This is a genomic window from Paenibacillus sp. W4I10 (assembly GCF_030816325.1).
Lineage (GTDB): Bacteria > Bacillota > Bacilli > Paenibacillales > Paenibacillaceae > Paenibacillus > Paenibacillus amylolyticus_B.
In genome coordinates this window covers 1,174,122-1,197,350 of the sequence record NZ_JAUSXX010000001.1, presented here as the reverse complement: position 1 = coordinate 1,197,350, position 23,229 = coordinate 1,174,122, and the positions used below count along the sequence as shown (strand labels likewise).

General features: G+C 44.9%; 22 protein-coding genes. 5 read left to right on the top strand and 17 right to left on the bottom strand.

Annotated elements, in window-relative coordinates; translation table 11 throughout:
* Positions 1-69: 69 nt before the first annotated feature.
* Positions 70-1,260, bottom strand: coding sequence for an MFS transporter (locus QF049_RS05525; protein ID WP_307535498.1), 1,191 nt, complete (start codon positions 1,258-1,260; stop codon positions 70-72).
* A gap of 208 nt (positions 1,261-1,468) precedes the next feature.
* Between QF049_RS05525 and QF049_RS05520 the strand changes: the two genes are divergently transcribed.
* Together QF049_RS05520 and QF049_RS05515 are read left to right on the top strand one after the other, a co-directional pair.
* Positions 1,469-2,389 (top strand): ArsR/SmtB family transcription factor, encoded by a 921-nt coding sequence (locus QF049_RS05520; protein WP_124115252.1) that lies wholly within the window; start codon positions 1,469-1,471, stop codon positions 2,387-2,389.
* Positions 2,390-2,438: 49 nt separating this feature from the next.
* The gene (locus QF049_RS05515; RefSeq protein WP_091029388.1) at positions 2,439-3,203 is read left to right on the top strand and encodes an HAD family hydrolase; all 765 of its coding nucleotides are present in this window, start codon (positions 2,439-2,441) and stop codon (positions 3,201-3,203) included.
* A 35-nt stretch (positions 3,204-3,238) separates the two neighbouring features.
* On the opposite strand, the gene QF049_RS05510 is transcribed toward QF049_RS05515, so the two are convergent.
* The 9 genes from QF049_RS05510 to pdhA form a co-directional block, all read right to left on the bottom strand.
* On the bottom strand, positions 3,239-5,578 hold the full coding sequence (locus QF049_RS05510; RefSeq protein WP_307535495.1) for a type IA DNA topoisomerase: 2,340 nt from the start codon (positions 5,576-5,578) through the stop codon (positions 3,239-3,241).
* A gap of 125 nt (positions 5,579-5,703) precedes the next feature.
* A complete protein-coding gene (gene fur, locus QF049_RS05505; RefSeq protein ID WP_036613667.1) occupies positions 5,704-6,195 on the bottom strand; it encodes a ferric iron uptake transcriptional regulator in 492 nt (163 codons plus the stop codon).
* A 231-nt stretch (positions 6,196-6,426) separates the two neighbouring features.
* Entirely contained in the window at positions 6,427-7,914 is a 1,488-nt protein-coding gene (locus tag QF049_RS05500; RefSeq protein ID WP_133385186.1) for a glutamate synthase subunit beta, read from the bottom strand.
* A 615-nt stretch (positions 7,915-8,529) separates the two neighbouring features.
* Complete coding sequence (locus QF049_RS05495; protein WP_124115255.1) at positions 8,530-9,018, bottom strand: dihydrofolate reductase; 489 nt, start codon at positions 9,016-9,018, stop codon at positions 8,530-8,532.
* 50 nt (positions 9,019-9,068) lie between these two features.
* A complete protein-coding gene (thyA, locus tag QF049_RS05490; protein ID WP_307535491.1) occupies positions 9,069-9,863 on the bottom strand; it encodes a thymidylate synthase in 795 nt (264 codons plus the stop codon).
* Positions 9,864-10,078: 215 nt separating this feature from the next.
* Entirely contained in the window at positions 10,079-11,494 is a 1,416-nt protein-coding gene (lpdA, locus tag QF049_RS05485; protein WP_036613658.1) for a dihydrolipoyl dehydrogenase, read from the bottom strand.
* A gap of 3 nt (positions 11,495-11,497) precedes the next feature.
* Positions 11,498-12,820: a dihydrolipoamide acetyltransferase family protein gene (locus QF049_RS05480; protein WP_091020738.1), complete on the bottom strand. Its 1,323-nt coding sequence runs from the start codon at positions 12,818-12,820 to the stop codon at positions 11,498-11,500.
* 176 nt (positions 12,821-12,996) lie between these two features.
* Positions 12,997-13,974, bottom strand: coding sequence for an alpha-ketoacid dehydrogenase subunit beta (locus tag QF049_RS05475; RefSeq protein ID WP_076210115.1), 978 nt, complete (start codon positions 13,972-13,974; stop codon positions 12,997-12,999).
* 101 nt (positions 13,975-14,075) lie between these two features.
* Complete coding sequence (pdhA, locus tag QF049_RS05470; RefSeq protein ID WP_017688072.1) at positions 14,076-15,143, bottom strand: pyruvate dehydrogenase (acetyl-transferring) E1 component subunit alpha; 1,068 nt, start codon at positions 15,141-15,143, stop codon at positions 14,076-14,078.
* 256 nt (positions 15,144-15,399) lie between these two features.
* Here pdhA and QF049_RS05465 point away from each other — a divergent pair, with 256 nt between their 5' ends.
* Positions 15,400-16,134 carry an alpha/beta hydrolase gene (locus tag QF049_RS05465; protein WP_091020737.1) on the top strand — a complete coding sequence of 245 codons (735 nt, stop codon included), beginning with the start codon at positions 15,400-15,402 and terminating at the stop codon, positions 16,132-16,134.
* A gap of 165 nt (positions 16,135-16,299) precedes the next feature.
* Here the strand turns inward: QF049_RS05465 and QF049_RS05460 are convergent, their stop codons facing one another.
* Positions 16,300-16,770 (bottom strand): low molecular weight protein-tyrosine-phosphatase, encoded by a 471-nt coding sequence (locus QF049_RS05460; RefSeq protein WP_307535485.1) that lies wholly within the window; start codon positions 16,768-16,770, stop codon positions 16,300-16,302.
* Position 16,771: 1 nt separating this feature from the next.
* A complete protein-coding gene (locus QF049_RS05455; protein ID WP_307535483.1) occupies positions 16,772-17,473 on the bottom strand; it encodes a trimeric intracellular cation channel family protein in 702 nt (233 codons plus the stop codon).
* Positions 17,474-17,655: 182 nt separating this feature from the next.
* Here QF049_RS05455 and QF049_RS05450 point away from each other — a divergent pair, with 182 nt between their 5' ends.
* Complete coding sequence (locus tag QF049_RS05450; RefSeq protein WP_091020734.1) at positions 17,656-18,297, top strand: thiamine diphosphokinase; 642 nt, start codon at positions 17,656-17,658, stop codon at positions 18,295-18,297.
* Between the two features lie 296 nt (positions 18,298-18,593).
* Complete coding sequence (locus QF049_RS05445; protein WP_091020733.1) at positions 18,594-19,094, top strand: C40 family peptidase; 501 nt, start codon at positions 18,594-18,596, stop codon at positions 19,092-19,094.
* A 109-nt stretch (positions 19,095-19,203) separates the two neighbouring features.
* Here QF049_RS05445 and QF049_RS05440 read toward each other — a convergent pair whose 3' ends face one another.
* The 5 genes from QF049_RS05440 to thiO all read right to left on the bottom strand — a co-directional run bounded on the left by QF049_RS05440 (position 19,204) and on the right by thiO (position 23,216).
* Positions 19,204-19,908, bottom strand: coding sequence for a response regulator transcription factor (locus tag QF049_RS05440; protein ID WP_307535476.1), 705 nt, complete (start codon positions 19,906-19,908; stop codon positions 19,204-19,206).
* A 119-nt stretch (positions 19,909-20,027) separates the two neighbouring features.
* Positions 20,028-21,077, bottom strand: coding sequence for a ThiF family adenylyltransferase (locus QF049_RS05435; RefSeq protein WP_307535474.1), 1,050 nt, complete (start codon positions 21,075-21,077; stop codon positions 20,028-20,030).
* Positions 21,074-21,841, bottom strand: coding sequence for a thiazole synthase (locus QF049_RS05430; RefSeq protein ID WP_307543101.1), 768 nt, complete (start codon positions 21,839-21,841; stop codon positions 21,074-21,076). The genes QF049_RS05435 and QF049_RS05430 overlap by 4 nt, the downstream gene beginning before the upstream one ends.
* Positions 21,842-21,843: 2 nt before the next feature.
* Complete coding sequence (thiS, locus tag QF049_RS05425; RefSeq protein ID WP_091020730.1) at positions 21,844-22,047, bottom strand: sulfur carrier protein ThiS; 204 nt, start codon at positions 22,045-22,047, stop codon at positions 21,844-21,846.
* Positions 22,044-23,216 (bottom strand): glycine oxidase ThiO, encoded by a 1,173-nt coding sequence (gene thiO, locus QF049_RS05420; protein WP_307535470.1) that lies wholly within the window; start codon positions 23,214-23,216, stop codon positions 22,044-22,046. The genes thiS and thiO overlap by 4 nt, the downstream gene beginning before the upstream one ends.
* Between the last annotated feature and the right edge of the window lie 13 nt (positions 23,217-23,229).

The following is a 23,229-nucleotide window of genomic DNA, read 5'->3' as shown; positions in this document are numbered from 1 at the left end:
TTGTCCATGTTTTTCCCTACCACTAGTGTACTCGGAAATGGACATCAATTTCCATGCGAACACCAGCTTCTATTTTAACACAGATTCGAACTCTGGTTTACGACGAAATAATATACCTGCCAAGCCGAAAAGAAGATACATGATTCCAAGCAAGGTGAACATGCTTCCGGGTGAAATCCAGTTGATCATCTGACCACCCAGATTCGGTCCAATAATACTTCCAATCGTGAAATGAAAGGAAGCCACAACGTTAGCTGCAGGCAGCAACACTTTAGGCAAAATGTCTGCGGCATAGGCCAGGCCCAGTGAGAAAAAGGAACCGACCAGGCCACCTGCGATTGTTAACAATACAAGCGTCCACCAGAAATGCGTACCTGCGACTGGAACCAGCATGAAGATGATTCCCCCGCTGATGCCCGCAAACATCAATATCTTTTTACGCCCGTATCGGTCACTCAACATCCCCAGAGGCAATTGAAGGAACAAACCTCCAATCCCGATAAAGGGAAGCAACGACGAAATCTGATCGGTGTCGAACCCAATACGCAGGCCATACACGGGGAAGTTACTATTCATGCCAGCCTCCATATATCCGTATAAAAGAGCAGGTAACAGTGCGTACCAAGCCCATGCCAGACTACGACGGAAGCGCCGTTCAGGGAGCTGGCCATGCTCTGCTTTTTCCGGTTTCGTATTCGGAAGCTTCATTAATACCAGTATAAGTACTGCTGCTATACATACGAACAATACCCAGAAAGGGACAGCATCACCGAAGCCAAGCAGCTTGATTCCCAGCGGACCAATGCTGAATCCCAGACCGTAGGACATGCCATATAGCGATATGTAGCGACCACGCTTTTCAGGTGCCGTAACAAGCAGCACCCAGAGCTGAGCCGCATAATGCAGTGCGCTGTCTCCTATTCCAACGATCAGGCGCAATATGAACCATATTTTAATATCTGGTAAATACGGAAATAGTATTAAAGGGACCATGACCAATATCAGGCCACCCACAATCAGTTTTTTGAACCCGAGTGCTCCTAATAGTCGTTCCGCAACTAGAGTCATGGCAAAAGAGCCAATGTACAATGCAGCAGCGTTTAATCCGTTTAAACCTGGTGAAACCCCTTTTTGCTCCAAAAAAATCGAAAGCACAGGCAGCAAAAGCCCCTGACTAATTCCAGCTACCACAATAACCGTAATCAAAATCAGATAGTTGGCTGTCGAGTGTGATAGTTTGGGGCGAGTAATCGATGACACGAATTCATTCCTCCTGCGAGCACACAAAGAAAAATCGCCATCGCTGACGACTTTTGTATGGTATACATATGGTTTTAAACTGCTATTCTTGAATCAGGGCTTTGCCCCGGACTTGAACATTATAGTGGACAACGCCCTGCAAAACAAGCCATAATAGTACTTAAGTCGCTGCGTACACTTAGATGTGACGGGAGGATTCTGCAACAATATGGCTTATCATGTTAAAATTGATGTTTCACCGATATATGAAATGCTCAACAGCTTTCTGGTTTATGTCACGAAAAAATGGATTCAGCATCTGGATATAGGTCCTGAATGGATTCTGGAAGTGGAAGGCAAACTAAGTTCCAATGTACGAGCTGCGCTCGCACCTGCTGCCACTTGGCCTTTTGATGATTTTGATGTCCTGTTTGCATGGGCTGCTTATCAAAATGATACGAAGGAAAATCGTGAATTTCTGGACATGCTTGCCGGAATGACAGCGGAAGACCTGTTTGCACGTGTGTCTCCTCTTCTGCCCGCTCTTACATTAGAAGAATCTACGCGCATTCGGAACAGTTATGTCCCATTATTGCGACTATGGGATGAACACTACTGTCAGAATATGAGCGAAGATCAGCGTGTGTGGCTGGAAGAAGATGCCGAAGAAAAACGCATTTTGCTTGACAAAATGGGCCCTGAACTGCTAATTGAATATGCTACAGCAGGAGTTCTTGTTGAACCAATGCCTGGATTGAACGAAGTTATCCTGTTTCCAACGGTGCACAATCGCCCTATTAATATGTACTGCTTCTATGAGGGGATGATGATTATGCAGTATCCCGTAGATGCACCTGAAGAGAACGAAGACCAGCCGCCAACATGCCTTTTACGTTTTACCCATGCACTGGCTGATCCCGAAAGACTTCGCCTGCTTCGTTACGTATCGGATGAACCCAAATCCCTCGCTGAGATGTGTGAAGAATTGGATAAAGACGAAGACACGGTCAAAGACCAGGTGATGGCGCTACGCATCGCAGGTCTGCTACGGACCCATCTGCTCGGAAGTAACCGCAAAGAGAAATACAGTATTCGGCCGGATGGCGTATCTGAATTGAATATGTTCCTGGAATCCTACATTCGCATTTAATTTAGTTGAACCATTGTGGAGTTACTGGCTACAAGGAGTGAGTTAGATCATGAAAATAATGAAACAACATATTTTGTTTGACCTTGATGATACACTCGTATATTGCAACAAGTACTTCAACCTGATTTTGGGAGAATTCTTTGAGAATATGCAAGAGTGGTTTGATGGACATTCTCTGACAACGCAAGAGATTCGGGAAAAACAGCTGGAGATCGATGTAACTGGAGTGAACAAGCTTGGTTTTGCAAGTCATCATTTCCCGCAATCCCTGATTGATACCTATCGTTACTTCTCCGGAAAGTTCAACAGATTAACTTCTCCCAGAGAAGAGTCCTATCTGAGCAAGTTGGGCATGAGTGTGTACGACCAGGAGGTTGAACCCTACCCTCATATGGTTGAAACGCTTGAGAACCTCAAAGGTGCTGGACATTCCCTCTACTTATATACCGGCGGCGAAACCGTGATTCAGCAGCGCAAGATTGATCAGATGAAACTCTCGGCTTATTTTGATGATCGGATCTATATCCGACAACACAAAAACGTCGAGGCACTGGAAGGCATTCTGTCTAACGGTCCGTTTGATCGTCGTGCAACTTGGATGATCGGTAACTCACTGCGGACAGACATTATGCCCGCGGTAAAAGCCGGAATTCACAGCATATATATCAAACAACCAAATGAATGGCAATACAACATCGTAGAACTTCAACCTAATCCGGAAACATCGATGTATACCATCACTGCACTGGAAGAGGTACCAAAAGTCATACACGAAAATATACAACAGCAGCAACAAAAAAGGACCCTTGGATAAGGGTCCTTTAACTGTATGTTAACTGTTAACTAACATCAAGCATCCTGTTTCTCACCAGATAATTTGCCTGTTACCACATCTTGCAAAATAATACGTGCCTTCACCGTACTCCCGTCTTTTCGTTTGAAAGACAGTACCTGGGTACTCCCCTTCTCAATCAGCGATTTTAACATCGTACTGGTGATTTTTTTGCCCGCATACTCTTTCCAGACTACAAATGAACAGCCTTCTTTGAAACGTGAGCATCCATAACCCTTCTTGCCCTCTATAATCTGACCTGTGCAGCCGGGAGAAGGACAAGGTGCCAGTAACTCTCTCACTCCCGATGGGCTCGCACTTGAGGACGGCGCCTTGGTGGTCGCATTTTTCCCACTGCCGGCTCTCGATGAAGATGCCGTAGCCTGACGAGACGTTTTTACAGTTGAACCGCCACTAGCTGTCTTGGCTGATGTCCTTGTATTACCTGCCTGGGTTCTGGCTCCCTTGCCTTTTCCCCTGCCTGCACGCGAATCTTCTCCAAAAGCATCTGCCGGCGCCGGGGCTTGTACACGCACTTTCTCAATGATGGACAAGGTGAATTTCTTAACGTTCTCCATGAACTTGTCCTGACCCGCCTCACCTTTGGAAATCTGATATAATCTTCTTTCCCATTGCCCGGTCATCTCAGGTGAAGTTAACAGATCTACGCCTGCTCGGCGAATCAATTCGATTGCCGTTCTGCCTTTGAGCGTTAACTGCATTTTTTTCCCCTGCAGCGTAATGTAACCCACGTTTTTGAGGCGTTCAATTGTAGCCGCACGTGTAGCCGGAGTACCCAGACCACTATCTTTCATCGCATCTCGCAGCTCTTCATTCTCGATCTGCTTGCCTGCACTCTCCATCGCTTTCAGCAATGTTCCCTCGGTATAACTTTTGGGAGGCTGGGTCGCCTTCTCCTTAAACTCACTCTTCGTACATTGAACAGGCAATTCAGGTTGTACAGCAAAAGCCTTGTCCGTCCACTCTTCAGCTTCCTCTTCCTCATTGCCGTTTTTCTTAGTCTTCTTCTTGCCTGCACCGCCCTGTTCCTGATCTCCAGAACCGAGAACCACTTTCCATCCGAGGGACAGCAGCTCTTTGACAGATGTCTTAAACTGATGTTTCTCCACTTCGGTGAGCACGGTATGTTGCTTATACTCCGCCGGAGGATAAAAGTGAGACAAGAATCGTCTGACAATCAAATCATAGATGTTCTGCTCATCCTTGGATAAGGTACCTGGTCGCTTCAAAGTAGGTAGGATCGCATGGTGATCCTCAACCCTGCTCGGATTACATACCCCTTTATTATTCTTATGAACAAGCTCTGGCTTGGCCCCTTGCACAAGCTCACTATAGGTACCATTTTTAAGCAGGTTTAGGGTTTTGTGCATACCTTCGATATTCTGTTCAGTAACATAGTTAGAGTTTGTCCGCGGATACGAAATTACCTTGTGTTTTTCATACAAGGCCTGTGCAATATCCAGTGTTTTTTTGGCACCATATCCGAACTTGGCATTGGCTTCACGCTGTAAAAGGGTCAGGTCATACAAACGATACGGATACTCCTTCGTCTGCTTTGCTTCGTATTTGGTAATCTGCCCTGTCTTGCCCTTCACACTGGCTGCAATGGCCTCTGCTGCCTCCGCATCGGTCAACTTATCTCCCTGACGCAGTCCCCGGTACTCGACACCTTCCTGCCGAAACCAGGCGGCTACTTCATAAAAGGTCTGTGACTGGAACGCTTCAATCTCTATTTCACGATCGTAGATTAGCGCGAGTACCGGCGTCTGAACACGACCTACAGACAACAATGCATTATGGCGGGTTGTAAACGCCCGTGAGGCATTCATGCCGATCAGCCAATCGGCTTCACTTCTTGCGCGAGCAGCATGGGTCAGATTTTCAAATTCAGAGGCATCCTTCAGACCATCAAAACCACGTCTAATGCTCTCTGCCGTCAAATCCGATATCCATAAACGCTTTACAGGCTGACGCAGCTTCAATTGCTGTTGTATGAGGGCGAAGATGTACTGACCTTCTCTCCCTGCATCGCAAGCATTAACGATCGCTGAAGCCCGTTTTGCCAGTTCTCCAATCATTTTGAGCTGATCTTTTGTTCTCGGATTGGGTACAATCTTGAACTGATCGGGTATGATTGGCAGGTCCGCTATATTCCAGCGTTTGTACTTTGTATCATAGGCATCCGGTTCAGCCAGTCCAAGCAAATGCCCTATCGCCCAAGTGATGATGTAATGCTCACCCTCCAGATACGTGCGATTGTTCTTGGCCTTTGGTTCTATGACGGCGGCAATGGTTCGACCCATGTCGGGTTTTTCCGCTATAACCAGTGTCTTCATCCGTCCATCTCTCCTCCTTCACCGTCCGCATGACGGCAAAAAGGGGCATTCCGCCGACGGAAGCCCCTTGCTTCTGAAACTCATTATATCAGATTTTGGATTCGGGAGCACCTTCCCGAAATGAATTATCCTGCTGCTTGTTCTTTTAATACATGTTTTTGTCTGCACTCTTTGCATACACCCTGGAAATCCAGACGATGATCTGTAACAGCAAAGCCATACTGACGCTCGATTTGTTGTTCCAAACGAAGCAGCCCATCTTCCATAATCTCTTCCACTTTACCACATTCTGTACAGATCAAATGATGGTGGTGATGGGAACCGTCTGTACTTCGCAGATCAAAGCGCGCAGCGCCGTCACCAAAGTTAATTTTTTCAACGACCTGAAGGTCACTCAGCAGTTCGAGAGTTCGGTATACGGTAGCCAATCCAATCTCAGGGAACTGTTCCTTAACCAGGAGAAAAACTTCCTCTGCGCTGAAATGATCCTTTTCATGTTCAAGCAATACACGTACAGTAACTTCCCGTTGTTGTGTTAACTTATATCCTTTTTCAACCAATTGATTTTTAATGTGAAAGATCTGTTCTGAAATGGACTTGTCCCGGTTACTTGCCATAGCAGGTCGCACCTCCGGTTTATATTCATTAGATTTTACTTTTATCTTACTGATTCTCGGTTTCACTGAATCCTTATTTATAATAATTATAATATAATAATAAATCTTTCTCACTTAAAAAGCAATGATATTGCTCACACTCACATGAAATATGTAGTCAAATTGGTTAAAATAACAGCAAACAACCCTCGCTGATCGCGAAGGTTGTCATTTATATCTTGTTCTATACTTTTACACCAGAACCGAAGCACCCATCAAGTATTTGTCCACTTCACGAGCAGCCTCACGGCCTTCATTAATTGCCCATACAACCAAGCTTTGACCACGACGCATGTCACCTGCTGCAAATACTTTATCCACATTGGTGTTGTATTTGCCGTAACGTGCCTTAACGTTTGTACGACGATCTGTTGCAAGTCCCAGTTGCTCTACCAACGTTTGTTCCGGTCCATCAAAACCAATGGCAATCATGGCCATCTGAGCCGGGAATACACGCTCTGTACCTGGAATCGGCTGATAAATCTTGCGACCAGTCTCATCCACAATACGCTCGATCTGTACTGTATGCAATTCTTTGAGGTTCCCCTCATCGTCTCCGACAAATTTCGTTGTCATGATGGAGAACTCACGCGGATCTTGACCAAACAACGCTTTGGCTTCCTCTTGCGCATAATCAAGTGTGTATACGTTCGGGAATTGCGGCCAAGGGTTGTTAATGCGATCACGCTCCATAGGCGCTTGTGTATGCGTACCGAATTGAGTTATGGTACGACAACCATGACGCAGCGATGTAGCTACACAGTCAGATCCTGTATCACCGCCACCAATTACGATAATATCTTTATCTTTAGCCGACAGATATTGACCATCTTCCAGGTTGGAGTCCAGATAACTCTTAATGCTGCCATTCAGGAAATCCATTGCGTAATGAACGCCTTTCAAGTCGCTGCCTTCAATATTGAATTCACGCGGCTTCGTTGCACCACCGCACAATACAACAGCGTCATATTCATCCACCAGTTGTTGTGCTGCAATATCTTTACCGATCTCGGTGTTCGTAATGAATTGAATGCCTTCTGCTTCGAGCAGATCAACACGACGTTGAACTACCTTTTTATCCAATTTCATCGTTGGGATACCGTACATCAGCAATCCGCCGACACGGTCCGAACGCTCATATACGGTTACCGAGTGTCCTGCTTTATTTAACTGAGCCGCAGTAGCTAATCCCGCTGGACCTGAGCCTACCACAGCTACACGTTTACCCGTACGTTTTTCAGGAGGTTGGGGAACGACCCATCCTTCTTCGAAACCTTTTTCAATAATTGCTTCTTCAATCGTTTTGATGGTTACAGGCTGACCAATTAAGCCAACTGTACATGATCCTTCGCAAGGAGCTGGACAGACGCGACCTGTAAACTCTGGGAAATTATTCGTTTTGTGAAGGCGCTCAAGTGCTTCTCTCCACAGTCCGCGATATACAAGATTATTCCATTCCGGAATCAGGTTATGCACGGGGCAACCTGACGTGCCACCAATCATATCTATACCTGTATGGCAATACGGGGTACCACAATCCATGCATCGTGCACCTTGTGTTCTGAGCTCTTCTTCAGCCATGTGTTTATGAAACTCTTCCCAATCCTTAATCCGCTCCGCTGGCTCACGATCTGCTGGCAGTTGACGTTTGTATTCCATAAATCCAGTAGGTGTAGACATCTTACGTTTTCCCCCATCCGTTCTTGTCTTAATCCCTTCATGTGCATGGTTCTATATGAAATGGATTACTCATTACTTGAGTTTTTGTCTATTGTATCACAAAATCTTCTCGAAGATATTTCAATTATAGTAGCATTTACTGTGCTGAATATTAAATGGATTATCCGCATAATTATTTGTATTTTATACATCATATCTTTCAAGTCTACCCATGGTCAATACCCTTATTTTGGTGTTAAATGTGGTTTTGAACTGCGAAATCTGGTGTGTGTTAAAGAAATAAAAGGTCGAAACGTTAAGTGAATGTCAGATAATTTGTCATCAAATCCAACATATTTTGCTATAAATCGTTCTCGATTCCGAATATCAGACCTGTTTTAGGACTTCACAACGTTAAAATCCCAAAACTTTTACACTTTTTTACTGTTTAATGCTTGGTCATATGTATATTATACATAAATACCAATTAATCATGTTACATTAATGTTATATGTATTCCAATTTAAACAAGTGACTCTTTTTTTATAAAAGAAAAGACGCTGTTCACGAATATTTCGCAATCAGCGCCTCTCATCATACAAATACGACCGAAGTCAGGAATTTCTTATGCCACATTTACCGTTTACGTTCGTAAAATTCAAATGTGTACGCATGAACATTTTTTTCATCCTGTTCGCCTTCAATCTGTTCAATCAGTTCCCATTCGGACCAATCCACTTCAGGGAAAAACGTATCTCCCTCAAAATTCTCATGAATTTTGGTCACCACAAGACGATCTGCAAGTGGCAGGAACTCACGATACACTTGGGAACCCCCAATTACGCACAGTTCCTCACCTTTGGTTACACTCAGACCCTCTTCAATCGAATGTACGATTTCAGCCTGTTCCACCTTGTAGTTCAGATCTCTTGTCACTACGATATTACGACGCTGAGGAAGCGGCTTACCGCCAAAAGATTCCCATGTGTTACGTCCCATGATAATCGTTTTGTTTAATGTACGTTGTTTGAAAAAGGCCATATCCTTGGGTAAACGCCATGGAATCGAATTATTTAATCCGATCACACCGTTCTCCCCCATTGCCCATACCAATTCAATACTCAAGGGTAATACACTCCTTCAATCCAAGTCTCATGTCGAGATTGAACACATAATTAGACTGCAATTGGAGCTTTAATGCCCGGATGATGCTGGTAGTTCTCAAACTCGAAATCTTCAAACTTATAATCAAAAATAGAATCCGGCTTACGTTTGATTACCAGTTTAGGTAAAGCATAAGGTTCACGCTCCAGCTGAGTTTTAACCTGATCTACGTGGTTGGAGTAGATGTGGACATCCCCTCCAGACCAGACGAATTCACCCACCTCAAGATCACATTGCTGGGCAATCATATGAGTCAAAAGCGCATAACTCGCGATGTTAAACGGCAATCCGAGGAACGTATCCACGGAACGCATCGTAAGCATACATGATAATTTACCCTCTGCAACGTAAAACTGAAACGCAAAATGACAAGGTGGAAGCTTCATATTATTGATCTCAGCCACATTCCATGCGCTGACAAGGTGACGACGTGAATCCGGATTATTTTTGATCGAATCAATGACTGCAGAGATCTGATCAATTTTTTCTCCGTTGGGTGCTTCCCATGTACGCCACTGCGAGCCGTATACCGGACCGAGATCCCCATTTTCGTCCGCCCAATCGTCCCAGATCTTCACACCGTTTTCTTTCAAATAAGATATATTGGTATCGCCACTCAAAAACCACAACAGTTCATGAATAACCGATTTGAGATGAATTCGTTTGGTTGTTACCAGCGGAAATCCTTCGGAGAGATCATAACGGAGCTGTCTGCCAAATACAGATTGTGTTCCTGTTCCTGTACGGTCTCCTTTATGCACGCCGTTGTTCAGAATATCCTGCAATAAATCGAGATAGTTTTTCATGTTGATATCTCCTCACTGTTATACTACTCTAATCATTATTACAGTGTACCACAAATGAGGAATTCGTTGTATTGTAATCAGCTATACAGATCAAGGCATAACCTTTTTAAACTTTGCTCTTATTTCAATCAAAAAAAGAGACGAATAACGCGTTAACGTCATTCGTCTCTTCTGATATACGTATAATGCCGGACGGATCCGAAGCTTAGATGATCTTAACGGGAGATGATGTGGATCGGGTGACCCATAACCAATTCCGCAGCTTCCATCACGATTTCGCCCAAAGTTGGGTGAGCGTGAATTGTGAGAGCCAGATCTTCCAAAGTAGCGCCCATCTCAATTGCCAAACCAAGCTCAGCAATCAGGTTGGAAGCTTCCAGACCTACGATTTGGCAACCCAATACAAGGCCGCTTTCTTCGTCAGCTACGATTTTCACGAAGCCTTCAGCGTGGTTCAAAGATACAGCACGGCCGTTACCCGCATAAGGGAATTTGCCAGCTTTTACTTTGTAACCTTTTTCTTTAGCTTCTTTCTCAGTGTAACCTACGCTGGAACACTCTGGATCTGTGAATACAACAGCTGGCATACATTTGTAGTCAACTACAGATGGTTGTCCTGCGATTGCTTCAGCAGCCACTTTACCTTCATAAGAAGCTTTGTGTGCCAGAGCCAAGCCAGATACGATGTCACCGATAGCAAAGATGTGAGGAATGCTGGTACGACCTTGGTGGTCAACTTTGACAAATCCACGCTCGTCAACGTCAACACCAATCATATCGAGACCCAGTTCTCCATCTGTGTTTGGACGACGTCCAACAGTTACCAGCAGGTAATCTGCAGTTACTTCTTTGGACTCACCATTTACAGAGTACTTAACAGTTACATCTTTATCCGTTTGCTCAGCACTTTCAGCTTTTGCACCCGTTACGATTTCGATGCCTGTTTTCTTCATGTTTTTAGCCACGAGGCTAGTCATGTCTTTATCGAAACCTGGCAGTACTGTATCCAAACCTTCGATGATTGTTACTTTTGCACCGAATTTGGAGTACATTTGACCAAGCTCAGCACCGATATATCCGCCACCGATAACGATCATGCTTTTTGGTACTTCAGGCAAGTTCAGAGCTTCTGTCGAAGACAGAATGCGTCCGCCAAACGGGAAAGGTTTCAGTTCGATTGGACGGGAACCCGTTGCAATAATTGCATTTTTAAATTTGTAACGTGGAGACTCGTGGTCATTGAATACACGAGCTTCGTTTTCGTTGATGAACATGCACTCACCGTTGAAAACTTCAACTTTGTTGCCTTTGAGCAAACCAGCTACGCCGCCAGTCATTTTCTTAACAACGCCGTTTTTGAACTCTTGAGTTTTGCTGAAGTCCACTTTTACGTTCTCAGCAGAGATACCAAAAGCTTCACCGTGAAGTGCAGACTCATATTGGTGTGCAGCAGATATCAGGGCTTTGGATGGAATACATCCACGGTTCAAACAAACACCGCCCAGTTCGGATTTGTCTACGATCAATACGCTTTGGCCCAGTTGAGCAGCGCGGATGGCAGCTACATAGCCGCCAGGACCCGCACCAATTACTAATGTGTCGATATTGAGAGAAGCGTCGCCTACTACCATATCTTACACCTCCATAACAAGCAGCTCAGGGTTAGCGAGCAGCTGTTTAATGTAATTCATAAAGTTTTGTGCTGTTGCGCCATCGATGATACGGTGGTCAAAGCTCAGGGAAAGAGCCATTACAGGTGCTGCAACTACTTCGCCGTTTTTGATCACTGCTTTTTCGCTGATGCGTCCTGTTCCGAGAATAGCAACTTCAGGGAAGTTGATGATTGGAGTGAAGAACATACCGCCAGCAGAACCAATGTTACTGATGGAGATTGTGCTTCCTCTCATTTCATTCGCGCTCAATTTGCCCTCACGACCACGAGCAGCCAAATCACGGATAGAATCAGCAATCATCCAGATGGATTTACGATCAGCATCTTTGATAACAGGAACGATCAAGCCGTTGTCTGTATCTGTAGCGATACCGATGTTGTAGTATTTTTTGTAAACAATTTCGTTAGCTTCTTCATCAATCATAGCGTTCAGAGCCGGGAATTGGCGGGAAGCCGCAACCAGTGCTTTAACGATGAATGGCAGATAAGTAACTTTTGTTCCTTTTTTCTCTGCAATTGGTTTCATGCGAGTACGGAAAGCAACCAATTCAGTTACGTCCACTTCGTCCATGATTGTAACGTGAGGTGCTGTGTAAGCCGATTTAACCATTGCATTAGAGATCGCTTTACGGATACCTTTGAATGGTACGCGCTCTTCTTCAAGGTGTTGATCAGCTGCAGCCGCTGCTGGTGCTGCGGATTTTTTCTCTTCTTGAGCCGGAGCTTCGGAAGATGCCGCTGCGGAAGAACCGCCACCGTTTTTGAAGGATTCAACATCTTCTTTGGTTACTTTACCGTTGTTGCCAGTGCCGTTAACCTGAGCGATGTCTACACCTTGTTCGCGAGCAAATTTACGCACGCTTGGTGTTGCCAGAACGTCTTTGGCAGGTACTGCCGGAACGCTGTTGTTGCCGCCTTCTTTAGCTGCATCCGAGCTGGAAGCTGCTGCAGAAGAACCGCTTGTGTCAGCTCCGCCTTGAGCTGCATCTTTCTCTTGCTCGCCTTGATCGCCAGCAGGAGCGTCGTCTTGCTCAGGAAGTTCGCCTTCTGCATCGATGATCGCTACAACTTCACCAACGTGGCAGACTTGACCGTCTTTAGCGAATACTTCTGTAACTGTTCCGTTAACCGGACAAGGTACTTCTACAACCGCTTTGTCGTTCTGTACTTCCATGATGATGTCGTCGTCAGTTACTTTGTCACCGACTTTGATGTGCATCTTGATGATTTCGCCTTCGTGCAGGCCTTCGCCCAATTCAGGGAATTTATATTCAAATTTAGCCAACTGAAAAACCTCCTTGATTATGTGCTCAATCCTGAAAACAACCCTTAACTCCAAGAAACAACTGTTACTGCTAATGCAAATAACTGTTACTCAAGGGGCTAATGGCTGTTTACAGTGCAGCTTGCGCTGCGGTGTGAATCACCATACTGCGCCTTGCGGCATGTCAGATGATTAAATTAGAAATTTACGACTTTGTTAACCGCAGCAACGATACGCGCCGGGTTAGGCAGCCATGTATCTTCGATTTGTGCAAATGGATATACAGTGTCCGGACCAGCTACACGCAGAACCGGTGCTTCCAAGTGCAGGATTGCTTTTTCATTGATTTGGGCAATGACTTCAGCTGCAACACCTGCGCTCTTTTGGGCTTCCTGTACAACAATTGCACGGTTTGTTTTCTTAACGGAAGCAACGATAGTATCGATGTCGATCGGGCTAACCGTACGAAGGTCGATAACTTCAACTTTGATTCCTTGTTTTTCGAGTTCATCCGCTGCTTTCACAGAAGTGTGAACCATCATACCGTAAGTAATGATTGTTACATCAGAACCTTCACGAACAACGTTCGCTTTACCCAACTCAACAACGTAATCTTCTTCAGGCACTTCTGCACGGAAAGCATGGTACAAGTTCAAGTGCTCCATGAAGAATACAGGATCGTTATCGCGAATAGAAGCGATCATCAGACCTTTTGCATCGTAAGGGTTAGACGGAACAACGACTTTGATACCTGGTGTTTGCGTGAGCAGACCTTCCAGGGAATCTGTATGCAATTCTGCCGCTTTTACACCGCCACCGAATGGTGTACGGAATACGATTGGAGAATTGTATTTTCCACCGGAGCGGAAACGCATACGGGCAGCTTGCACTACCATTTGGTCAAGGGCTTCGAAGATAAAACCAACGAATTGGATCTCAGCAACCGGACGGAAGCCTTGAACACCCAGACCTACAGCCAGACCACCAATAGCGGACTCAGCCAGTGGTGTATCAAATACACGCTCTTCGCCAAACTCTTTTTGCAGACCTTCCGTTACACGGAAAACGCCGCCTACATTACCTACGTCTTCACCGAAAAGCAGAACGTTAGGATCACGTTTCAACTCCACGCGAAGCGCATCACGGATTGCTTCTTTCATGTTCATTTGTGCCATTTGCTTCATTTCCTCCTTAAACATTGACAGTTCACATTTGAATTCGTACATGTATACCGGAACATTAAAGTCGCGGATGTTTATGCTTTATCGGAAAAAACTTATTGGAAATCAGCTTTTTGCTCTTCCAAGTGCTTAGGCGTTTGTTCGAACATGCTGTCGATCAAGCCTGAAATCGTCATTTTCTCGGTTTTTTCCGCTTTTTTGATCTCTTCATTTACTTTAGCTTTTGCTTCTTCTTTCACACGTGCTGTATCTTCTTCAGTCCAAAGACCTTTTTTCTCCAGATATTTAGCGAAACGTGCAATAGGATCTTTAGCAGACCATTCTGCCTCTTCTTCTTTTGTACGATACTTGGAAGCATCATCCGAAAGGGAGTGAGGACGGAAACGGTATGTTACTGCTTCGATCAATGTTGCGCCTTCTCCGTTACGTCCACGCTCAGCAGCTTCCTGAACAGCTTTGATAACAGCGAAGATGTCCATACCGTCAACTTTAACACCTTTGATACCTGCTGCTACCGCTTTGTGAGCGATGGACAGAGCTGCTGTTTGTTTAGCAAAAGGAGTTGTGATGGCATAACCATTGTTTTGTACGAAGAAGATAACAGGCAGTTTGTATACACCAGCGTAGTTCAGACCTTCGTAGAAGTCACCTTCAGAAGAACCGCCATCACCTGTGTACGTGATAACAACTTGTTTTTGTTTCTTTAATTTGTAACCCATAGCGATACCCATTGCATGCAGAATTTGTGCACCAATGATGATTTGTGGCATCAATACATTAACGCCATCTGGAATTTGTCCACCATGTTGGTGTCCACGGGAGTACAAGAATGCTTGATAAAGAGGAAGTCCATGCCATACGAGTTGCGGAATGTCACGATAGCCAGGACATACAAAGTCTTCTTTTTCAATTGCAAATTCACTACCAACCATTGTAGCTTCTTGACCAGATACTGGAGCATAGAAACCAAGACGACCTTGACGGCCCAGGTTTACTGCACGGTCATCCCAAGTACGGGTAAATACCATGCGGTACATAATTTCTTTTAATTGATCATCGGAAAGTGTAGGCATCATGTCTTTGTTAACAATTTCGCCGTCAGGAGACAGCACGGACAGAGCTTCTACATCCTCTGTATACACTTCATAAGGAACCTTGCTCATTTTTTTCTTCACCTCAACAAAAAATTTGAATATCAAGTTCCGCTGTTATAATATTATTATACACCTGTTTCACTCCATACGTCAAAGAAATCCGTAATTTTTTTATGTTTCCTGCCGGATTGTATGTATAACAGGGGCTTAATATTGGTATAACAGCATAATACATGATTGCGTGTTTGACCTAACCCCGCACAAGGGTAATCTTACCGTATTGCGCGGTCGAATGCAAAAAATTAACCGAGAAAGGTGACGTTTTATGACGGATTCCCGCTATTTGAAACGCACGATTGTGAAGGAAGAGATTGAAAGTCGCTATCTCGGAGAGAAGCGAACGCTCCGTATTTACCTTCCTCCGGGCTATAACGAATTGCTTAGCTACCCTGTCGTTTATTGTCAGGATGGCGAAGAATTTTTTAATTTCGGACGAATTGCTACAACAGCTAACCAAATTATTCTGGACGAAGGAGCAGAACCTTTTATTATTGTAGGGGTTCAGGTCGATGTGTCTGTGAGAACGCAGGAATATGCTCCATTTGGAGATCGGTTCAAGGCATATACCGCTTGCTTCGCTGAAGAGATTATTCCCTATATAGAAGAGAAATATCCTGTGCGCCGTTCTCCGCAGGAACGCATTCTTGCCGGAGACTCGCTCGGTGGCAGTGTTTCGCTTCATCTTGCTCTGTTATATCCGGATCTGTTCACTCGTGTGATCAGCATGTCTGGCGCCTTCTACTCTGCTTCTCAGGAAATCTATGCCGCAGCTGAAGATCTGTCTTGGCTCTCGATCTGGATGATTGTTGGTTTGCAGGAAACTGATTTTGAGGCAGACACGGGTACGTATGATTTTGTTCAATTAAACCGGGATACTCGAGAATTGCTGGAAAAACGTGGTGCCCTCGTCTCCTATCAAGAGAAAGACGGAAAACACCAATGGGGTTTTTGGCAGAAGGAATTGCCCGAAGCATTACTTTATTTTCTCCAGGAAAGATAAAAGGATCACTTTAACAGGCGGCTGAAATGCCGCTATTGTTTTCCAACTCAATGATACCGCTTACAATTGTAATCTGAAAAAGAAGCAGGATACCTGCTTGCTTTAAGTGCTCTAATCCTGCTTCTTTGTCCGATTACAAGTTACATATCAGATCATGTTTATTTATTAGGCTAAGGAATGTTCCTCTTCAATCTTTCTCAACAGAACATCGCAGCCTGCGTTAACCAGCTCGTAAACCTCTTCAAAATTGCCTGTGTAATACGGGTCAGGTACTTCTCTGAGTTTTTCCTCGGGAAGCATGTCCATGAACTTGATGATGTCCGCCTCAGCTCCGCCTGGAACGTTACGCACATTATCTGCATTGGAATTGTCCATACACACAATGTAATCAAATTGAGTAAAGTCTTCGCTGGCGAATTGTCTCGCTGCCATGTTGGCATAAGAAATCTGGTACGAATCCAGCAATTTTCGAGTCCCTTCATGCGGAGGTTTACCAACATGCCAGTCCCCTGTACCCGCTGAGTCCACACGAATCTGGTGTTCAAGCCCCTTCTCCAGGACTTTGTGACGCAAAACGGCTTCAGCCATTGGTGATCTACATATATTGCCCAAACATACAAACAAAACATTAATCATATTAATCCCCCTTGCTTAACGTACCTTGAAGTACCGACGATGTTGGCTGTGCCACAATGCTCTCCGACTGAGGACTGACGTTCCCGGTCTCAGATGGTACGAGCGAACGACGTGGCAGTTTCCATTTATAATGTACAGAACACATCCGGAAGAACACAACGGCCGCAAAACAAAATAATAATCCAGCATTCGTTGTTAACCAGCCCATACCTATGACAAAACCGGCTGTCATTGCCCATACAGCATAAATTTCGTCACGCAATACAAGCGGTTTACGTCCAGCAAGCACATCACGAATAACGCCCCCACCAATACCGGTCATTACTGCTGCAACGATAACTGCGCTAATGGGATGTCCCATGTTCGCCGCATACAGCGCCCCTTGAATTGCAAATGCTGCGAGTCCGATTGCATCAAACAACGCCTCTGTTCGCTTCCAGTGACTAATCCACTTGAGAGGTAATATAAACGCAATTGCTACAGATACTAAGGCTAACATAATAAGTGATCCCTGACTCCACAGTGTCGTTACAGGTATACCTATAAGTACATTCCGGATAATCCCGCCTCCGAATGCCGTGACAAGTCCAAGCACTAGTACACCCAGAATGTCATACTCCTCTTCCATTGCTACAAAGGCACCGGACATTGCAAATGCGATAGTGCCTATAATGCTGAATACTTCAAAAATGTGTAAGTCCAACCTGTTCAAACCTCACTTTTCAAGTCATCTCCATGTCGCTCTACCCATTGTATCCGCGAGCACTGAAATTGTGCAACCACATTTTGTGGATTATACTGGTTTGGTGAATATATTTGTACAGGTTCCAACATTATATTTGAACAATGAACTATTTTTCTCTGAATTAGGAAGGATGAAATAAAATGACGGTGAAACGGATAGTTATTTTTACAGGCGGAAACTTATCTGTAGAATTACTTCAGGAAATACGAGAAGATGATATGATCATCGCGGCCGATCGCGGTGCATTATTTTTAATTGAACACGGCATTCAGCCTCACATTGCAGTTGGAGACTTCGACTCCATTACTGAAGAGGAACGTATCATTGTAAGCAACAATAGCATTCGGTTCATTACATGTGACCCTGTTCATAAGGATCTTACTGATACAGAAATGGCTTTTGAGACAGCGCTAGATTACGAACCTTCTCACATCTTAATGTTAGGTGCTACAGGTACACGTATGGATCACACTCTCGCTAATGTACATATCATGGTTCGCGCGATGCAACATCATATCTCCTGTGCCATTCAGGACAAGCACAACTACATGACACTGACAACATCCAACGCTGTGGTTGAGCACCGAGACTATAAATATGTTTCTCTGCTGCCCTTGACTCATGAAGTTACAGGAATAACTCTAGATGGTTTTATGTATCCGCTAGATCAAGCCACCATTCGCATGGGACAATCCCTGGGTGTAAGCAACAAGCTCTTAGGTTCCTCAGGTACAGTCACTATTGATAGTGGCTTATTACTGATTATTCAGAGCAAAGATTGAATCTATTCGTATGCTTCATAGTTATTTATTACGTTTTTGTAACCAGTGATTCAATGAAGAAAATAGGTTCACACATAATAAAGACCCTTGATCTTCAAGGGTCTTTGTTGTTTCATCATTATTCTTCATCCGTCAATGATTAATTTTTTGACATTTTTAATCATATTTTAATAAACATACCCAAACCATTGTGGCGCAAGGGATTACACTTCCCTATCCAATTTCTAGGCTGTTACAAAGCTGTTATACTCGCTCTAGCAACTTAACGAAAACGAATTTTGGAGGTACTAACTAACATGAAAACAAACATCTTTGTCCAAAAGGCCGTAACCGTCGGGTTGTGCGCTACACTAGGTTTTGGAGCTGTATTAATGACTAACGCACCTGTTGCACAGGCAGCAACTGCTTCTGTATCCACAGGTCAACAAATTGTTAACTATGGCAAAAAATTCACTGGAACTCCATATAAATTTGGTGCTTCAACTTCAACAACCAAGGTTTTTGACTGTTCTTCTTTTATGAAATATATTTTCAAAAAGTATGGTGTAGATTTGCCGCGCACTTCCGTGAAACAATCCAAAGAAGGTAAAGCTGTGTCTAAAGCTAATCTGCGTGTTGGAGATCTGGTGTTCTTCTCCAGTGGCAGCCGTTCTACTGGTTCCAATGTCACTCACGTAGGCGTATATGCCGGGAACGGCAAGATTCTGCATACGTATGGATCTCCAGGCGTAACCATCTCAGATCTAAACTCCGGTACTTGGAAGAGAACGTATGTTAAAGCTCGCCGTGTACTCTAGAACTTATCATAGCTAATCAGTAAGGACCGGAGGTTACTATCCGGTCTTTTATTTTTACCCTCTTTTTGCCACACTCTAAACTGGTGATTCATGGAACTAACATCGTAATCTATTTTTTATCATGCAGCATATAACCGATCCCACGCACAGTATGAATAAGTTTCACACTTCTTCCCTTATCCACCTTAACCCTTAGATGTTTGATATACACATCCACAACGTTGGTATCCATCGCATACTCATATCCCCATACTTCCCGCAAAATATCACTCCGGGTACATGCTTCATTCACATGCAGGGCCAGATATTCCAGCAATTCGTATTCTTTTGGCGTTAATGTCAGGTATTCACCCGCACGATTTACCCGCCTCGAACGCAAATTCACTTTAAGATCATGGACTACAATTACTTCTTCACCCTCTGGTGATGCATTCGCAAAAACACGCAATAAGTTTCGTATTCTGGCAAGCATCACGTTCAAGTGAATAGGTTCCTCCATCACGTCATTAGCTCCGTAATCCAGCCACTCCACGATGAATTGAGGAGATGCGTTAGACGTGATAACCAGTAGAGGTATAACCTGACCTTTATCTATCCATCGTTTTAACTCTAATTTCTGAGCCTGGCCACAATGTTCCTTCCCCTCTTCCCGGTCTACCAGGATGATCAGGTTAATATGCAGCAACGAAGGCTCGACGGATTGGTTTAGTTCAGACCACTCCATTCGTTGCACCTCATACCCTTCGCTACATAAAATATCCTGAATTAGGCTGACCTGTTCTCCTGCTCCAATCAGCAAAATGGCTGTTTTCACTCTTTTTCACCCGGCCTGTCTCTATCCCCACTGCTCGCAGCAATGGTTGGTACAGATAGCATGCCGTAAAAAGAAAAAGTCCATTCCCTCAAGGGAACAGACTTTGCTTCTTTCTTGCTTTAACCAAAGTAGCGATGGACGAGCGTACGTGCTTCAGCTGTGTCTTTTGTTCCGTGTACGAGTACACGTCCATCTTGGAAAATGACCATTCTATGGACTCCTGTTGTAAAAGAAACCAGAAACGGATTGGATTCCACTTTTCCTTCTTGAAGTCTATCCAAACGTTCCGCCGTATGTTTAAGATCCAGATTCATTCGCCGTGCAGGTCGGATCTGAACGGTGTCCCTGCCACACAACACATCGGTTTTCTCCAGATTGGACACAGAAAGATATGGATAGGTTGCCGAAGTACCGCAGGAAGGACAGTCTTGCTTTTTCGCACCATCCACATTGATGGATATGTATTCGTTCCTCCACACGTCAAATGACAATAACTTACGTCTCAATGCATTTGCATTGCCGCTAAGTAACTTCATCGCTTCTGCGGTCTGATTCGCTGTTACCATCTGTACCGCTTGAGGTATGATGCCAGACGTATCACAGGTATCTCCACCCAGAGGGACTTCACCCAGCAAACAATTTAAACATGGCGTATCTCCAGGCATAAATGTATAGGTAATACCGTAACTACCTACGCATCCACCATAAATCCAGGGAATACGGTGCTTCTGTGCCATGTCGTTAATGAGTAGTCGGGTATCAAAGTTATCCGTTGCATCCATGATCAAGTCTGTATGCTGAACGAGTTCTTCCAACTCATCTACTCTGACATCCAACACTTTCCCTTCCACATGGACCGTGGAATTAATGGCAGATAAACGTTTTTCCGCCGCCATTGCCTTCGGTATCCGCTCCATCGCGTCCTGTTCTACATATAATTGCTGCCGCTGCAGGTTACTCCACTCCACATAATCACGATCCACAATCGTTAAGTGTCCGACTCCTGAACGAACTAACGTTTCTGCAATTCCTGTTCCGAGTGCGCCAGCACCTACAATTAAAACTCTGCTGCCCTTTAATCTGGCCTGGCCTTCCTTGCCAAGTGGCGCGTACCGTTCCTGTCTGGAATAACGATCGGCCTGCTCGGAAGATGTTATTTGATCTGTCATGTATGAACCATTCCTTCCACCGGACTACTGGCTGCTGCATAACGCTTTACGGGAATCATGCCTGCCTCATATGCCAATCTACCCGCTTCTACCCCCAATCGCATCGCTTTAGCCATGCTCACTGGATCCCCTGATCCGGATACGGCTGTATTTAACAATACGCCATCTGCACCAAGTTCCATCGCATAAGCAGCATCTTTTGGGGAGCGCAACCCTGCATCCACAATCACAGGCACAACGGCCTGCTCAATGATGATCTCAAGGTTATAGGGATTGATAATGCCTCTTCCCGCTCCGATGGGAGAAGCGCCAGGCATTACAGCATGTACGCCAAGCGATTGTAGCCTTTTCGCCAGAATGACATCATCTGAAATATAAGGCAATACTGTGAAGCCCTTTTCAAGCAAAATTTCGCAAGCCTTGTACGTTTCAATCGGATCTGGGAGTAACGTAATTCCATCTCCGATGACTTCGACTTTTATCATATCACAAAGTCCTGAAGCCCGCGCAAGCTCGGCAATCCGCACCGCCTCTTCCGCATTTGAAGCTCCAGCCGTATTCGGAAGAAGAGTGTATTTGTCCAGATCCAACGTATCCAGGAAATGCTTCTGGTTACGTTCCTCCAGATTCAGACGACGAACAGCAAAGGTTAAAACTTCCGTTTCAGATGCTTCCACAGCCTGACTTTGCACTTCCAGATCCGAAAACTTGCCTGTTCCGAGCAACAATCTGGACTCAAACGTATATTTACCAATGTTCAACATCATCAACCGCCTCCTACAAAATGTACAATCTCAATTCGATCGCCTTCTCTTAATGCAGTCGTTTCATGATACTCACGGGTTAAAATATGCTTGTTCAGCTCTACAACTACAGTCTTGACTTGCAGATCAAAAGATTTAAGCAGTTTATCCACACGATTCAATCTGTCTTCAATCTCCATCCGTTGACCATTAACGATGATATTCACTGCACCACTCCCTTTCTGTTCAATCGCTCCGGACTCAGCGCCTCAATTCCGAGTTCTTCTGAGCTTTTGCCAGCGAGCAACTCAGCGATAAGCCTGCCTGTTATCGCACTAAGCAAGATACCGTTGCGGTAATGCCCAAAGGCGGCGAACAGCCCGGGTATACTCTTGCAAGCACCTACATAAGGCAATCCATCTGGAGTTGCTGGTCTCACGCCTGCCCACGCTCGTATAAATTGTGCTTCTTTCATCCCAGGCACCCAGTGGGTAGCCGCTGTTAGCAGCTTCTGAACACCCTGTACAGAAACGTTCAAATCCGTTCTGCCTGGCAGACTGGTTGCCCCAAGCCAAACTTCACCATTGGCTTTGGGAACAATATAGATATCCTCTGCATACACCGTTCTGTCAGGTCTGTACCCTGCATGTTCATCTGAGAACTGAACGGCGGCTATTTCACCTTTCACCGACCACACGGGCAAGCTCAGATTTACATGTCTCATCAACTCTTCACTCTGTAATCCAGCCGCTATAATGACATGTTTGCATTTCATCTCACCGATCGATGTGGTGATCCCCTGCACGCCGTGTTCGTTTGCTTGCACACGTATATCCTGTATGTCCTCCATAACCCGTGCTCCCAATGTTTGAGCGGATTCGGCGTATGCCTTCGTTAGATGGACTGGAAGGATTTCACTCTCGTAAGGTCTGTAATAGGCTCCATACGTATCTCTGTTGAGCCATGATGCCTCATGTTGTACAACGGAACGATCCCACCACACCTCATCAGCAGAAGCAGACAAAGCAAACTTCCGATTGTCCTTATAACTACTTAATTCACTGTATGAACGAAAAGGAGTTAGGAATCCCTGGCGTTGCAGACCAGTCTCTACCTCACTGAGTGTAGCCATTAGCACTTGTTGCTCGATAAGTAATTGTCTACTCTGCCTGGCAAGCTTAGCCATCAAAGGATGAGCAAAATCCTCACTATCTGCCGCCAGCATTCCAGCCGCCGCGCAAGACGTGCCTCCTGCAATCGCCGAACGCTCAAGCAACAGCACATCCTGTCCACGGGAAGCAAGCTCATACGCAATGGCACATCCAACAACGCCTCCTCCTACAATAATCGTTTCTGCATGAATTTTATCCGGTTTATCAGTAACGATCTCTTTCATCCTCTCATCTCCT